This is a genomic window from Microbacterium sp. 22179 (assembly GCF_052045715.1).
Classification (GTDB): domain Bacteria; phylum Actinomycetota; class Actinomycetes; order Actinomycetales; family Microbacteriaceae; genus Microbacterium; species Microbacterium galbinum.
This window is the reverse complement of the sequence record NZ_JBQEPJ010000001.1, coordinates 798327-812517: the sequence shown is the minus strand read 5'-3', so window position 1 is coordinate 812517 and position 14191 is coordinate 798327. Positions and strand designations below refer to the sequence as shown.

The 14191-nt window shown below is 68.3% G+C and carries 15 protein-coding genes; 12 read left to right on the top strand and 3 right to left on the bottom strand.

The annotated features are described in order from the left end of the window. Positions 1-19 precede the first annotated feature (19 nt). Positions 20-970 (bottom strand): alpha/beta fold hydrolase, encoded by a 951-nt coding sequence (locus ACTJKK_RS03960; RefSeq protein WP_440747074.1) that lies wholly within the window; start codon positions 968-970, stop codon positions 20-22. 149 nt (positions 971-1119) lie between these two features. Here ACTJKK_RS03960 and ACTJKK_RS03955 point away from each other — a divergent pair, with 149 nt between their 5' ends. The 3 genes from ACTJKK_RS03955 (at position 1120) to ACTJKK_RS03945 (ending at position 4068) form a co-directional block, all read left to right on the top strand. Continuing rightward, positions 1120-1479: a YnfA family protein gene (locus ACTJKK_RS03955; RefSeq protein ID WP_440747073.1), complete on the top strand. Its 360-nt coding sequence runs from the start codon at positions 1120-1122 to the stop codon at positions 1477-1479. A gap of 121 nt (positions 1480-1600) precedes the next feature. After that, the gene (thrS, locus tag ACTJKK_RS03950) at positions 1601-3526 is read left to right on the top strand and encodes a threonine--tRNA ligase (RefSeq protein ID WP_440747202.1); all 1926 of its coding nucleotides are present in this window, start codon (positions 1601-1603) and stop codon (positions 3524-3526) included. Then, the gene (locus ACTJKK_RS03945) at positions 3523-4068 is read left to right on the top strand and encodes an HIT family protein (RefSeq protein WP_247622415.1); all 546 of its coding nucleotides are present in this window, start codon (positions 3523-3525) and stop codon (positions 4066-4068) included. The genes thrS and ACTJKK_RS03945 overlap by 4 nt, the downstream gene beginning before the upstream one ends. Positions 4069-4070: 2 nt before the next feature. Here the strand turns inward: ACTJKK_RS03945 and pdxY are convergent, their stop codons facing one another. Continuing rightward, complete coding sequence (gene pdxY, locus ACTJKK_RS03940; protein ID WP_440747072.1) at positions 4071-4922, bottom strand: pyridoxal kinase PdxY; 852 nt, start codon at positions 4920-4922, stop codon at positions 4071-4073. A gap of 46 nt (positions 4923-4968) precedes the next feature. Next, positions 4969-6276, bottom strand: coding sequence for an aminotransferase class I/II-fold pyridoxal phosphate-dependent enzyme (locus ACTJKK_RS03935; RefSeq protein WP_440747071.1), 1308 nt, complete (start codon positions 6274-6276; stop codon positions 4969-4971). A gap of 90 nt (positions 6277-6366) precedes the next feature. Between ACTJKK_RS03935 and pdxS the strand changes: the two genes are divergently transcribed. From pdxS to secF, 9 genes are all read left to right on the top strand, one after another. Continuing rightward, complete coding sequence (pdxS, locus tag ACTJKK_RS03930) at positions 6367-7260, top strand: pyridoxal 5'-phosphate synthase lyase subunit PdxS (RefSeq protein ID WP_440747070.1); 894 nt, start codon at positions 6367-6369, stop codon at positions 7258-7260. Next, complete coding sequence (pdxT, locus tag ACTJKK_RS03925) at positions 7250-7858, top strand: pyridoxal 5'-phosphate synthase glutaminase subunit PdxT (protein ID WP_247622419.1); 609 nt, start codon at positions 7250-7252, stop codon at positions 7856-7858. The genes pdxS and pdxT overlap by 11 nt, the downstream gene beginning before the upstream one ends. Positions 7859-7931: 73 nt before the next feature. Next, positions 7932-8693, top strand: coding sequence for a YebC/PmpR family DNA-binding transcriptional regulator (locus ACTJKK_RS03920; protein ID WP_247624689.1), 762 nt, complete (start codon positions 7932-7934; stop codon positions 8691-8693). A 45-nt stretch (positions 8694-8738) separates the two neighbouring features. Next, on the top strand, positions 8739-9326 hold the full coding sequence (gene ruvC / locus ACTJKK_RS03915; RefSeq protein WP_247632169.1) for a crossover junction endodeoxyribonuclease RuvC: 588 nt from the start codon (positions 8739-8741) through the stop codon (positions 9324-9326). Between the two features lie 9 nt (positions 9327-9335). Beyond that, entirely contained in the window at positions 9336-9938 is a 603-nt protein-coding gene (gene ruvA, locus ACTJKK_RS03910) for a Holliday junction branch migration protein RuvA (protein ID WP_440747069.1), read from the top strand. Further along, positions 9931-10956 (top strand): Holliday junction branch migration DNA helicase RuvB, encoded by a 1026-nt coding sequence (gene ruvB / locus ACTJKK_RS03905; RefSeq protein ID WP_440747068.1) that lies wholly within the window; start codon positions 9931-9933, stop codon positions 10954-10956. The genes ruvA and ruvB overlap by 8 nt, the downstream gene beginning before the upstream one ends. 72 nt (positions 10957-11028) lie before the next feature. Then, positions 11029-11418, top strand: coding sequence for a preprotein translocase subunit YajC (locus ACTJKK_RS03900; RefSeq protein WP_440747067.1), 390 nt, complete (start codon positions 11029-11031; stop codon positions 11416-11418). 55 nt (positions 11419-11473) lie between these two features. Further along, entirely contained in the window at positions 11474-13201 is a 1728-nt protein-coding gene (secD, locus tag ACTJKK_RS03895; protein ID WP_440747066.1) for a protein translocase subunit SecD, read from the top strand. After that, positions 13201-14190 (top strand): protein translocase subunit SecF, encoded by a 990-nt coding sequence (gene secF, locus ACTJKK_RS03890; RefSeq protein ID WP_247622425.1) that lies wholly within the window; start codon positions 13201-13203, stop codon positions 14188-14190. Before secD ends, secF begins: the two co-directional genes overlap by 1 nt. The last annotated feature ends 1 nt before the right edge of the window (position 14191 follow it).

The window sequence follows — 14191 nt, the reverse complement described above, 5'->3', positions numbered from 1 at the left end:
CCGCTCACGCTACCCCGGTTCACTGCGGAAACGGCATCCGTTCGGCCGCCCAGCTCCGGAATGCGTCCGCGATCTCCGCCGCATGCGTGTGATGGAGATAGTGATCGCCGTCGACGGGTATCACCGTGCCGTCGGCGACGCTCGCCGCCTGGGCCTCGTGCAGGGCGACCCAGTCCGGATTCTTCTCGTTGTCGGCTACGGCGAACAGCAGCACCGGAAGATCATCGGGAAAGGTACGTCTCTCGGCCTGCGCGAAGTTCGGGGCGATGTGCGCCATCTCGTCGAGGTACGTGGGCGCCATCGACGTGCGATGGGAGATCATCGCGATCTGCTCCCGGTCATGATCGGAGTAGGCCCCACCCTCCTGCCCGACCCCGCCCACCGCGAGCAACAGGCGTGCGAGTCCCAGAGTTCGGGCGGCGCCCATGAGTCCTGTCGGGAACTCGGTGTCCATGTGCGGCTGCCCCGGCACGCTGGTGTCGATCCCGACGAAGCCGCGGAGCTCCTCGGGATGCTTCGCCGCCAGCTCGAGCGCATAGATGCCCGCGATGGAATGCCCCATCAGCACGTACGAGTCGATGTCGAGCTGTTCGAGGGCGTCGTGCACCTCCCCGACGATGTTCTCCGTCGTCCGCGCGCGTTCGGTGCCGTCGCTCAATCCGTAGCCGAGGGGTTCGATCACGACGACGCGATGGTCGGTCGCGAGGTCGTCGACGAGCGGTGAGAAGTCGATCGCCGGTGACGCCGTGCCGAATCCGGGGAGGAGGACGATATCCGTGGGACCGGAGCCGGTGATCACGACGTTCATCCGATGACCGTCGACGGTGACGAAGGCCCCGTACGGCTCGATCTTCTCCCTCTCGATCTCCGACGCGACGACGTTCACGACGGTCGTCGTCGCCAGCCCCAGGGTGATCGTCGCGGTGACGGCCACGAGGGTGACGAGCCCCCTCTTCACGAACTTCTTCATCGCCAGCCTCTCCGGGCGCGCTCTGCGCCGCAGATCCAGCGTCGCGCGACGGCGCGTGCGCGCACATCGACCGGACGCGGACTCCGGCGTACCGCATCGGCGGTAGCGGATGCTCGTGCCCGGTGGTACGCGACTGCCAGACTGGCCGCATGACCGTGTTCCGCATCATCGTGCTCTTCGTGCTGGCCGCCGTCGCGGAGATCGGCGGAGCATGGCTGATCTGGCAGGCGGTCAAGGAGGAGCGCGGCTGGATCCTCGCCGTGCTCGGGGTGATGGCCCTCGGCGCCTACGGGTTCATCGCGGCACTCCAGCCCGACGCCAACTTCGGCCGAGTGCTGGCCGCGTACGGTGGGGTCTTCATCGCGGGATCGCTCGCGTGGGGCATCATCGTCGACGGCTTCAAACCGACCGTCTGGGACTGGGTGGGGTCATCCATCGCCCTCGTGGGAGCCGCGATCATCATCCTCGCTCCGGTCGTCACGCAGACGGCCACCGAGCCGGGGGCGTGACGGTCAGCACGACCCGGCCATGCGAGTAGCCTAGATCCAGACCCAGATGGAGTGATCAGTGCCTGAAAACGCCCAGCCGAAAGACGGCTTCGCCCTGTTCTCTGACCGATCCGTCGTCGCCATGCGCGTCAACGGCATCCTCAAGGACCTCGCGACCACAGTGACCGACGCCGATGAGGTCGAGGCGGTCACGATCGACAGCCCCGACGGGCTCGGCATCCTGCGCCACTCGACCGCGCACGTGCTCGCCCAGGCGGTGCAGCGCATCAATCCGCAGGCGAACCTCGGCATCGGCCCGCCCATCACCGACGGGTTCTACTACGACTTCGGCGTCGATTCGCCGTTCACGCCCGAGGATCTCAAGGCGATCACCAAGGAGATGCAGCGCATCGTCCGCGAGGGCCAGCGCTTCGTGCGCCGCGTGGTGACCGATGACGAGGCGCGGGCCGAACTCGCTGACGAGCCGTTCAAGCTCGAGCTCATCGGGCTCAAGGGCGGCAAGGAAGCGGCGGAGGGCGCTTCCGTCGAGGTCGGCGAGGGCGAACTCACGATCTACGACAACACCACCCGCGACGGCGAGGTGGTCTGGAAGGACCTCTGCCGCGGCCCGCATCTGCCGAACACGCGCATGATCGGCAACGGCTGGGACCTCACCCGCATCGCCGCCGCCTACTGGCGCGGTAGCGAGAAGAACCCGCAGCTGCAGCGCATCTACGGCACCGCCTGGCCGTCGAAGGACGAGCTGCGGGCCTATCAGCACCGCCTCGAGGAGGCCGCGAAGCGCGACCACCGTCGCCTCGGCAAGGAGCTCGACCTGTTCTCCTTCCCGGAGGAGATCGGATCCGGGCTCTCGGTATGGCACCCCCGCGGCGGCATGATCCGCGGCGAGATGGAGCAGCACGCGCGCAAGCGTCACATCGAGGGCGGCTACACCTACGTGTACACCCCGCACATCTCGAAGGAAGATCTCTTCCTCACCTCGAACCACCTCGTCACCTACAAGGACGGTATGTTCCCGCCGATCGTCATGGACGAGGAGCGCGACGACGAGGGCAACATCACCAAGCAGGGCCAGGATTACTACCTGAAGCCGATGAACTGCCCGATGCACATCCTGATCTACAAGGAGCGCGCGCGCAGCTACCGCGATCTGCCGCTGCGGTTCGCCGAGAACGGCACGGTCTACCGCAACGAGCTCTCGGGTGCGCTGCACGGTCTCACCCGTGTGCGCGGGTTCACCCAGGACGACTCGCACCTCTTCGTCACGCCCGACCAGCTCGAGGGAGAGGTCGCGAAGGTCCTCGACTTCATCCTCTCGATGCTGCGGGACTTCGGCCTCACCGATTTCGAGCTCGAGCTTTCGATGAAGGACGACGAGAAGTCGAAGTGGATCGGTTCCGACGAGTTCTGGGAGTCGTCGACCGATGCCCTGCGTCGTGTGGCCGTCGCCTCGGGGCTCAAGCTCACCGAGGTCCCGGGTGAGGCCGCGTTCTACGGCCCGAAGATCGACCTCAAGACCCGCGATGCGATCGGTCGCACCTGGCAGTTGTCGACCGTCCAGGTCGACCCGAACCTGCCGGAGCGCTTCGACCTCGAGTTCATGGACAAGGACGGGCAGAAGAAGCGTCCGATCATGATCCACCGCGCGCTCTTCGGTTCGATCGAGCGTTTCTTCGCGATCCTGCTCGAGCACTACGCCGGTGACTTCCCGGTCTGGCTCTCGCCGGTGCAGGTGGTCGGCATCCCCGTGGCCGAGGACTTCGCCGACTACCTCGGCGAGGTCATCACGACGCTCCGCGACTCGGGCGTGCGCGCCGAGCTCGACACGTCCGACGACCGCATGCAGAAGAAGATCCGCACGCACACGACCGGCAAGGTTCCGCTGCTGCTCATCGCCGGCGAGCAGGACCGCGCCGCCGGCACCGTCTCGTTCCGCTACCGCGACGGCACCCAGGAGAACGGCGTCCCGATCGCGGATGCCGTGGCCCGCATCCGCACCGCGATCGCCGAGCACGCGCTCGTGCAGACGGCGGGGGATCTGGCGTGACCCCGGAGGAGCCGCTGGAGCCTGCGTCGGACTTCGCCGGAGTCCCCGACGAGTTCCAGCGGCTCTGGACTCCGCACCGGATGGCCTACATCCAGGCGGGGCCCGAGCCGCTGCGCGAGGAGTGCCCCTTCTGCGAGGCGCCGAAGCACCCGGATGCCGAGCGACTGATCGTCGCGCGCGGTGAGACGGCATACGTGCTGCTGAACCTGTTCCCGTACAACTCCGGTCACCTGCTCGTGTGCCCCTACCGCCACATCGCGACGTACGACCAGGCCACCCCGGAGGAGGTCGCCGAGATCGGCGCTCTGACGCAGACGGCGATGCGCGTGCTGACGGAGGTGTCGCGCTGCGACGGCTTCAACATCGGGATGAACCAGGGTGCCGTCGCCGGCGCGGGTGTCGACGGGCACCTGCACCAGCACGTCGTGCCGCGGTGGCGCTCCGATGCGAACTTCTTCCCGATCATCGCGAAGACGAAGGCACTCCCGCAGCTGCTCGGTGAGGTGCGGGAGGCCGTCGCGAACGCCTGGCCCGCGGCCTGAGTTCAGCGCACCTGACGGGCGCTGAACTGCATGCGCGGGTGCGCGTAGAACTCCTGCGCCTCGACGAGCTGCAGCTCGCGCTCCCCGGAGTCGAGCGTCGCCTTCAGCAGGTCGTAGACGCTCGATGCGGTGCGCTCGAGGGCGGTCTGCGCGCTGCCGGTCTCGACGTAGTGCGCGGTGAAGAGCGCAGCGGTCACGTCGCCCGACCCGTTGGCCTTCATCGGAAGGTGCGGCGTCTGCACGATCCAGGCACCCTCGTCGTCGACCGCGAGCATCTCGATGGTCCCCTCCTCGCGGTCCGGCTGCTCGACGCTCGTGACGAGCACCGTGCGCGGTCCCATCGCGCGCGCCAGGTCGACCGAGGCCAGCGTGGACTCGAGCGTGTCGGGCTCGGTCTCGGTGAGGAAGCCGAGCTCGAACTGGTTCGGGGTGATGATGTCCGCCACCGGCACGACCCGCTCCCGCAGCAGCACGGGGATCGCGGGCGCCACGAAGCAGCCGGACTTGGCGTTGCCCATGACGGGGTCGCACGCGTAGACCGCGTTCGGGTTCTCCGCCTTGACCCGGGCGACGGCGTCGATGATCACGTCGCCGATGCCCTCACCGCCCTGGTATCCGCTGAGCACCGCATCGATGCTGCCGAAGACGCCACGGTCCTGGATGCCGGTGATGACCTCGCGCACCTCGGCGGGATCGATCATCGGGCCGCGCCAGGCGCCGTACCCGGTGTGGTTCGAGAAGTTCACGGTGTAGACCGGGAGGGCCTCGACGCCGATGCGCTGCAGCGGGAACACCGCGGCGGAGTTGCCGACATGACCGTAGGCGACGGCGGACTGGATGGAGAGGATCTTCATCTCCCGATCCTTTCTTTCAGTGCGGGTGCGTTCCCGCTTCGGGTGGTCATCGGGAAGCCGCGACGAGGTCGGCGACGAAGGCCGCGGCATCCGCGTCGGACAGATCATGGACGGTCAGCCGCAGATGCCGCGATGGCTCGGCCTTCTCGTCGAGGGCGAACTCGTCGCCGGTGCGGGCCAGCCATCCGCGGCGCATGAGCTTTTCGGCGACGGCGCGTGCGGGGCGCGGGAGCTCGACCCAGAGACTGAGACCGTCGGAGTCGGGGGCGTCGAATCCGTGGGTGCGCAGGAGCTGTGCGAAAGCGGCGTTGCGCTCGGCGTAGTGCGCGGCCGCGGTACCGATCGTCGCGAGCGCGGAAGGGGCGGTCAGCTGGGCGTGCGTGAGTCGCTGGAGCAGATGGCTCACCCAGGTCGTCCCCGGGCTGAGCCGCATCGACAGGCGCTCGGCCGTCTCGGGGTCGGTGGCCGCGAGCGCCAGGCACATGTCGGGGCCGAGGAACTTCGAGACGGAGCGCACGAGGGCGAACCGCCGGTGCCCCGGTCCGATCAAGGTCTCGTAGGGGCGCTGCGAGAGCATCGAGAAGTGGTCGTCCTCGATGATCAGCACGTAGGGGTGGTCGGCCAGCACGGCGCGGAGCTCGGCAGCGCGCGCAGCCGTCAGGCTGCTGCCGGTGGGGTTCTGCGCGCGCGGAGTGCAGATGATGGCGCGGATGCCGGCGTCGAGCGCCGCGCGGAGGCCGACGACCGTCATCCCCTCGCCGTCGACCGGGACGGGCACGGCGCGGTACCCTCCGAGTCGCACCGTGTGGATGCTCGCGAGGAAGCAGGGGTCCTCGAGCGCGACCGCGTCATCGCGGGTGAGTGCCTGGGCGAGGAGTCGCTCGACGGCGTCGACCGCGCCGCTGGTGACGGTGACGCGGAAGTCGGACTGGTCGAGGTCGGTGGCGATCCACTCGTGCGCCCAGGAGTCGAGGCCGCGGTCGATCACGGGCTCGCCGTACAGCACCGGTCGCCCCGTGACGCGGGCGAGTGCGGGCGACGGGTCGGGGATGAGCCGGGGGTCGGGGTTGCCCGTGCCGACGTCGCGGAGGACCGTGTCCGCCGCGTAGCCCTCCTGGGCGACCGCCTCGACGCCGGCGATCGTGGTGCCGGCGCGCCCGCGCGAGACGACGAGCCCCGCCTGCGCGAGTTGGCGGTAGGCGGCCACCGCGGTGTTGCGGTTCACGCCGAGAGTGGCGGCGAGTTCGCGCACAGGGGGGAGCGCATCGCCGGGGCGGAGGGTTCCGCGGTCGCGCAGGGCGCGCACGCTGTCGGCGATGTCTGCTGCGGTCGTTCCGGTGATCTCGGCGCTCATGGGTCCTCGACACCGATTCTAGAACGTCCGGGACGATGCTACGGTTTGACATAGATCAAACGAGTCATTGGCTCAGCCGAGAGGAATGCGATGAACGACCAGGCAACCACCGGATCCGCGCGGGTCAAGCGCGGTCTCGCCGAGATGCTCAAGGGCGGCGTCATCATGGACGTCGTCACGGCCGAGCAGGCCAGGATCGCCGAGGACGCCGGCGCCGTCGCCGTGATGGCGCTCGAGCGGGTCCCCGCCGACATCCGTGCGCAGGGCGGTGTCTCGCGCATGAGCGACCCCGACATGATCGACAGCATCATCGACGCCGTCTCGATCCCCGTGATGGCGAAGGCGCGCATCGGCCACTTCGTCGAGGCGCAGATCCTGCAGGAGCTCGGAGTCGACTACATCGACGAGTCCGAGGTGCTGTCGCCGGCGGACTACGTCAACCACATCGACAAATTCGGCTTCACCGTGCCCTTCGTGTGCGGGGCGACGAACCTCGGCGAGGCCCTGCGCCGCATCAACGAGGGTGCCGCGATGATCCGGTCGAAGGGCGAGGCCGGCACCGGTGACGTCTCGGAGGCGACCAAGCACATCCGCAAGATCACGAGCGAGATCAACGTGCTGCGGTCGATGGCCAAGGACGAGCTCTACGTGGCGGCCAAGGAGCTGCAGGCGCCCTACGACCTCGTCGTCGAGGTCGCGGCGACGGGCAAGCTGCCGGTCGTGCTGTTCGTCGCGGGAGGCGTGGCAACCCCCGCGGACGCCGCGATGATGATGCAGATGGGAGCGGACGGTGTGTTCGTCGGCTCCGGCATCTTCAAGTCGGGCAACCCCGCCCAGCGTGCCGCGGCGATCGTGAAGGCCACCACGTTCCACGACGATCCGAGTGTGATCGCCCAGGTCTCGCGCGGGCTGGGCGAGGCGATGGTGGGGATCAACGTGTCCGACCTCCCCGCGCCGCACCGGCTCTCCGAGCGTGGCTGGTAGTCCGACCGTCGGCGTCCTCGCGCTGCAGGGCGACGTGCGCGAGCATGCCGCCCTGCTCGCGGAGCTCGGTGCGGAGGTGGTGCTCGTGCGCCGCCCGGAAGAACTCGACGCGATCGATGGTCTCGTTCTACCGGGCGGAGAGTCCAGCGTCATCGACAAGTTGGCGCGACTGTTCGGGCTCCAGCAGCCGATTCGCGCAGCGATCCGCGCGGGGATGCCGATGTACGGCACGTGCGCGGGGCTCATCCTCCTGGCCGACACCGTGCTCGACGCGATCGAGGGACAGCAGTCCTTCGGCGGCCTCGACGTCGACGTGCGGCGCAACGCCTTCGGACGTCAGTCCGAATCGTTCGAGATCGACCTCGACGTGCCGGTGCTCGGCGATGCCCCGGTGTCTGCGACGTTCATCCGGGCGCCGATCGTGGAACGCTCGGGGGCCGCGGTGGAGGTGCTCGCCGCCCTGCCCGACGGCGCGGTGGTCGCGGTGCGCCAGGGGCCGTTGCTCGGCACGAGCTTCCATCCCGAGATGGACGGTGAGCCCGGATTCCACGCGCTCTTCCTCGACGAGGCACGACGCTACGCGAGCGCACCCCGGTAGGCGACGTCTCGATTCGTTAGACTGGACGATGCCCTGGGCCGTGCCCACGGGCGGATACGACGAGTGGAGACTTATGTCCGGGCATTCCAAGTGGGCCACCACGAAGCACAAGAAGGCCATCATCGACTCCAGGCGCGCCAAGTCCTGGGCCAAGCTCATCAAGAACATCGAGGTCGCGGCCAAGCTCGGCGGCGCCGACCTCGCGGGCAACCCCACGCTGTTCGACGCGGTGCAGAAGGCGAAGAAGACCTCCGTCCCGAAGGACAACATCGACCGCGCGGTCAAGCGTGGAGCCGGAATCGGCGGCGAAGCCGTCGAGTACACCTCCATCATGTACGAGGGATACGGACCGAACGGCGTGGCGCTCATGATCGAGTGTCTGACCGACAACAAGAACCGTGCCGCCGCCGAGGTGCGCACGGCTCTCAGCCGCAACGGGGGAACGCTGGCCGACCCGGGCAGCGTCGCCTACAACTTCTCGCGCAAGGGCGTCATCGTCGTCGGTGCCGAGGGGACCACCGAGGACGACGTCATGATGGCGGCGCTCGAGGCGGGCGCCGAGGAGATCGAGCCGCACTCCGAGGGCTTCGAGATCATCACCGAGGCGACCGACCTGGTCACCGTGCGCAGCGCGCTGCAGGAGGCGGGCATCGACTACGAATCCGCCGACGTCGAGTTCGTGCCGAACCTCAAGGTCGAGATCGACGCCGACACCGCGCGCAAGGTCTTCCGCCTCATCGACGCGCTCGAGGACAGCGAGGACGTGCAGAACGTCTTCAGCAACTTCGACCTCTCGTCCGAGGTGCAGGCCGAGCTCGAGAACGACGACAGCTAGGCGCGCCACGCGCCGGACGTCGACGGTGCCGCCTAGCCTGGGGGAGTGACCTCCTCCTCGCTGCGCGTGCTCGGGATCGACCCGGGCCTCACCCGATGCGGTGTGGGCATCGTCGACGTCGACGGATCCCGTCGCGGCACGCTCGTGCACGTCGGGGTGATCCGTTCGTCTCCGGATGCGCCGATCGGCGAGCGTCTCGCGATCGTCGCCGCCGGCATCCGTGAGGTCATCGCCGCGCATTCTCCGCAGGCGGTCGCGGTCGAGCGCGTGTTCGCGCAGCAGAACACGCACACGGTGATGGGCACGGCTCAGGCCAGCGGAGTCGCGCTGCTGCTCGCGGCAGAGGCGGGTCTTCCCGCCGCGACCCACACGCCGAGCGAGGTCAAGGCCGCCGTGACCGGTTACGGATCTGCCGACAAGCGCCAGGTGCAGGCGATGATCGCCCGGATCCTGCGCCTCGACGCGCCTCCGCAGCCGGCGGATGCCGCGGATGCCCTCGCCATCGCTCTGTGCCACGCCTGGCGCCGAGGCGGCGCGGGGGCGGCGTCCGCAGCGGGCGGGCTCACGCCGGCCCAGCGCGCCTGGGCGGACGCGGAGCGTGTCGCTCGAACATACGTACGACGCGGGGCCTAGGCTGGGAGGATGATCTCCTCCCTGCACGGCACTGTGCTGCACTCGACCTCCGACCAGGTCGTCGTCGAGGTGGGCGGCGTCGGCTTCTCCGTCGCCGTCCCGGCCGACGTCGCGCACACCGCGACGGTGGGGGAGCAGTTGCGGTTGCACACGAGCCTGATCGTGCGCGAGGACGCGCTCTCCCTCTTCGGATTCGCCGAGCGCGACGAGCTCGAGGTCTTCGGGCTCCTCATCAGCGTGACGGGCGTCGGGCCGAAATCCGCCCTGGGGGTGCTGTCGCACCTCACCGTCGACCAGATCGCAGAGGCGGTGAACGCCGAAGACGACGCGCCTTTCCGTCGCGTGTCCGGAATCGGTCCCAAGACCGCGAAGCTCATCGTCGTGCAGCTCGCCGGCAAGGTGCAGCCGACGGTCGCGGCAGCGCCGAGTCCCTCGGGCGCGTCGGACGTGGTGGGTCAGGTCGCGGCCGCCCTCGTCGGACTCGGATGGTCGGAGAAGGTCGCCGCCGAGGCCGCCGCGCAGACCGCCGCCGAGGCGACCGATGCCGAGCGTTCGGCCGTCGCACCGCTCCTCCGTCGCACGCTCGCCTTGCTGGGGCCGGCACGTGGCTGACGCACTCGACGCCTCCGAGCCCGTCGACGAGACCGAGCTCGCGATCGAGGGCGCCCTGCGTCCGACGAGTCTCGGCGAGTTCGTCGGACAGCAGAAGGTGCGCGGCCAGCTCCAGCTCCTCCTCGAGGCCGCACGTATCCAGAGCCGACCCGCCGATCACATCCTTCTCGCGGGCCCGCCCGGACTCGGCAAGACGACGCTGGCGATGATCGTCGCGCACGAGAGCGAGCGCCCCCTGCGCCTGTCGAGCGGACCGGCCATCCAGCACGCCGGCGATCTCGCTGCGCTCCTGTCGAGCCTCGTGCCCGGCGAGGTGCTCTTCATCGACGAGATCCACCGGATGGCGCGCTCCGCCGAGGAGATGCTCTATCTCGCGATGGAGGATTTCCGCATCGACATCATGGTGGGCAAGGGGGCGGGGGCCACCAGCATCCCGCTCGAACTCGCACCGTTCACCCTGGTGGGAGCGACGACGCGGTCGGGTCTGCTACCGAATCCGCTGCGCGATCGATTCGGGTTCACCGGTCATCTGGAGTTCTACGAGGACGGCGAGCTCGAGCGGGTGATCGCGCGATCCGCGGCGGTCCTCGGCGTCGACCTGCCGTCCGATTCGCTGTCCGAGATCGCCCGCCGATCGCGCGGGACGCCCCGCATCGCCAACCGCCTTCTCCGACGCGTTCGCGACTATGCGCTCGTGCACGGTGGGGGAGCGGCGACCATCGCCGACGTCCGCGCCGCTCTCGAACTGTACGACGTCGACCCCATCGGTCTGGACCGCCTCGATCGCGCCGTTCTCGAAGCGCTCGTACGACGGTTCCGCGGCGGGCCGGTGGGACTGAGCACGCTCGCCGTCGCCGTCGGCGAAGAAGCCGAGACCGTCGAGAGCGTCGTCGAGCCCTATCTCGTCCGGATCGGTTTCCTCGGTCGCACTCCGCGGGGGCGCGTCGCCATGCCTGAGGCGTATGCGCATCTGGGTGTGGCGCATCCCGACGGAGCGCTTCGCTTCGATGACCTATAATCACAGAAGACTTCCCCGAAACTTCTGTGCGCCCGTTGATGGTGCGTGCACCTCAGAAAGGCGCTCCGCCCCATGGAAATCATCCTCTTCGGTCTCCTGGCCGTCCTCCTCGTCTTCATGATCTTCAACACGCGCAAGCGTCAGAAGCAGATGAAGGCCGAGCAGGAGGAGAAGGCGACGAAGACGGTTCCCGGCGTGCGCGTGCTCCTGCAGGGCGGCATCTACGGCACGATCGTCTCCTACGACCCCGATGACCTCGACCACCCGGCGTCGGTCGAGGTCGCCCCCGGTGTCGTGATCGAGGTGCACAGCCAGGCGATCCTCCGCATCGTCGAGCCCAAGGACATCGTCGTCGACGCCGAGCTCGCTGACGACGACACCGTCGTCGAGGCCGATGCGCCGATCGCCGAGACCCCGGAAGAGACGCGCGCGCGCCTCGACCGCGACGCAGACGACAAGTAAGTCCGCGGCGTTCGACCGCACCCCGGAATCCGGCCTCTCAGAAAGCTGAACTCACGTGGCTTCATCCTCTCCTGTCCGTCATGCCTGGCGGGTCCTTCTCGGCCTGCTCCTGGTGACGGGTGTCCTCTTCGGCATCAATGCGGCCGGGGTGTACGTCTTCGGGAAGAGCTCGTGGGCTCCGGAGCTCGCGCTCGACCTCCAGGGCGGCACCCAGATCGTGCTGCAGGCCGAGACGGAGGAGGGGAACCCGCCGTCGGCCGAGCAGCTCGACCAGGCAGCCTCGATCATCCGCCAGCGCGTCGACGCCTCGGGCGTCGCAGAGGCCGACATCACCACCGAGGGCGGACGGAACATCGTCGTCCAGATCCCGGGTGTGGCCGACGAGCAGACGCGTGAGCGGATCACCAGCAGTGCGCAGCTCGAGTTCCGAGCGGTCCTGGCCACGACCGCCGCGACGACGTCCTTCGTCGGTGACGACGGTAACGAGACGCCGTACCCCAGCCCCGATCCGTCGCTCGAGGCGACGCCGACGGCCGAGCCGACCGACGGCAGCGACCTCAACTGGGCCACGCCCAAGCTGCAGGCCGAGTTCCTCGCCTATGATTGCGCGAACCCCGACAACCCCACCAATGTGCCGAGCGAGCAGCCGATGATCGCCTGCGACGAGACCGGTCAGGAGAAGTTCCTGCTCGGTCCGGCCGAGCTCGACGGCACGGCGATCGACGACGCCGCGAGCGGTCGCGACCCGCAAAACGGCGCGTGGCTCGTCCAGCTCACCATGAACCCGGACGGGGCCGACAAGTTCGGCAAGGTCAGCACCCGCCTCAACCAGAACCGCATCGACGGCCTCTCGCCGCGCGACCAGTTCGCGTTCGTCCTCGACGGCGTCGTGATCTCGGCTCCCCGCATGAACGGTGTGATCCTCGACGGTCGGCCGAGCATCTCGGGCAGCTTCACGCAGGAGTCGGCCACGACTCTCGCCGATCAGCTCAAGTACGGAGCGCTGCCGCTGAGCTTCACCGTGCAGAGCTCCGACACCGTGTCGGCGACGCTCGGTACGCAGCAGCTGCAGATCGGTCTCATCGCCGGTCTCATCGGCCTGATCCTCGTCGCGATCTACTCGCTCATCGTCTACCGAGCCCTCGGGACGGTGATCATCGCGTCCATCGCGGTGATGGGTGTGCTGACCTACATCGTCATCTGCATCCTGGCGTGGCGACTCGGATTCCGTCTCTCGCTCGCCGGTGTCGCCGGTCTGATCGTGTCGATCGGATTCACCGCCGACTCCTTCATCGTCTACTTCGAGAGAATCCGAGACGAACTGCGAGACGGGAAGTCGATCACCTCGGCCGTCGAAGACGGATGGGGTCGCGCCAAGCGCACGATCTACATCTCGAAGTCCATCAACATCCTCGCCGCGCTCGTGCTGTACATCCTGGCCGACTCGACGGTGAAGGGCTTCGCGTTCACGCTCGGCCTCACGACCATCATCGACGTGTTCATCTTCGTGATCTTCACGCACCCGGTGATGCAACTGCTCGCGCGCACGCGCTTCTTCGGAGGCGGCCACAAGCTCTCCGGGCTCGACCCCGAAGCACTGGGCGCCGTCTACCGCAATCGGTCGCAGTTCCGCGAGGTCGCGACGGCATCCGCCGGCCGTGGCGCGCGCAACTCGCGTTCGCGCGGCGAGGCGGAGCGTCGTCAGACCATCGCCGAGCGCAAGCGCGCGGAAGCTCTCGCGGGTGACAGACCCACCAACGCCGGAAGTGAGGGAGACGCCTGATGCCTTCCATGAATGAATTCGGCAACAACCTGTACACGGGGAAGACCTCTTTCCCGTTCGTCGGTCGTCGCCGCCTGTGGTTCATCATCGCGATCATCCTGGTCGTGGGCTCGGCTCTGGTGCCGCTGATCCGTCCGATCCAGTTCTCGATCGAGTTCACCGGCGGGTCGCAGTTCACCGTCGCGGCCCCCGACAGCACGGATCAGCAGATCGCCACCGACGCGGTCAAGTCGGTCGTGCCCGAGTCGGCGACCAAGGTCGTCGTGGTGAACGGCGACGACATCCGTGTGCAGACCGACCAGATGACGGCCGATGAGACGCAGCAGGTCACCGCGGCACTCGCCGACGCGTACGGCGTCGACACTGCGGAGGTGACGTCGTCGTTCATCGGTCCGGCCTGGGGTGAGAGCGTCACCCGCCAGTCGCTGTGGGGCCTGGCGATCTTCCTCGCCCTCACCTTCCTGATCCTGGCGATCTACTTCCGCACCTGGAAGATGTCGGCCGCAGCGATCATCGGTCTGCTCGACGTGCTCGTGATCACCGTCGGCGTCTACGCGCTGGCCGGCTTCGAGATCTCGCCGGCGGCGGTGATCGGATTCCTCACGATCTTGGCGTACTCCTTGTACGACACGACGGTCGTCTTCGACAAGATCCGCGAGAACACTCATGAAGACGGCGAGAAATCGGCGCGTCTGTTCGGGGAGTCCGTCAACCTGGCGGTGAACCAGACCCTCGTGCGATCGATCAACACCTCGGTGGTCGCGGCGCTCCCGGTCGGAGCGATCCTCTTCATCGGATCGCTGTGGCTCGGTGCCGAGACCCTCACCGACATCTCGCTGTCGATCTTCGTCGGCATCCTCGTGGCGACGTACTCGACGCTGTTCGTCGCCGCTCCGCTCTACTCGCTCTTCCGCGAGAACGAGCCGCAGATCCGCGAGCGCGACGCCCGGATCCGCGAAGCGCGCCTGCGCGCGACGGTCGAAGCCTGAC

Bases quoted from the DNA above. Each gene is read 5' to 3' on its own strand.
- thrS (WP_440747202.1), top strand. From the start codon at position 1,601: ATGCGCGTCAACGGCATCCTCAAGGACCTCGCGACCACAGTGACCGAC.
- ACTJKK_RS03935 (WP_440747071.1), bottom strand. From the start codon at position 6,276: ATGAGCGCCGAGATCACCGGAACGACCGCAGCAGACATCGCCGACAGC.
- ACTJKK_RS03960 (WP_440747074.1), bottom strand. From the start codon at position 970: ATGAAGAAGTTCGTGAAGAGGGGGCTCGTCACCCTCGTGGCCGTCACC.
- ACTJKK_RS03900 (WP_440747067.1), top strand. From the start codon at position 11,029: ATGGAAATCATCCTCTTCGGTCTCCTGGCCGTCCTCCTCGTCTTCATG.
- ACTJKK_RS03920 (WP_247624689.1), top strand. From the start codon at position 7,932: ATGTCCGGGCATTCCAAGTGGGCCACCACGAAGCACAAGAAGGCCATC.
- pdxS (WP_440747070.1), top strand. From the start codon at position 6,367: ATGAACGACCAGGCAACCACCGGATCCGCGCGGGTCAAGCGCGGTCTC.
- pdxY (WP_440747072.1), bottom strand. From the start codon at position 4,922: ATGAAGATCCTCTCCATCCAGTCCGCCGTCGCCTACGGTCATGTCGGC.
- ruvA (WP_440747069.1), top strand. From the start codon at position 9,336: ATGATCTCCTCCCTGCACGGCACTGTGCTGCACTCGACCTCCGACCAG.
- ACTJKK_RS03955 (WP_440747073.1), top strand. From the start codon at position 1,120: ATGACCGTGTTCCGCATCATCGTGCTCTTCGTGCTGGCCGCCGTCGCG.
- secF (WP_247622425.1), top strand. From the start codon at position 13,201: ATGCCTTCCATGAATGAATTCGGCAACAACCTGTACACGGGGAAGACC.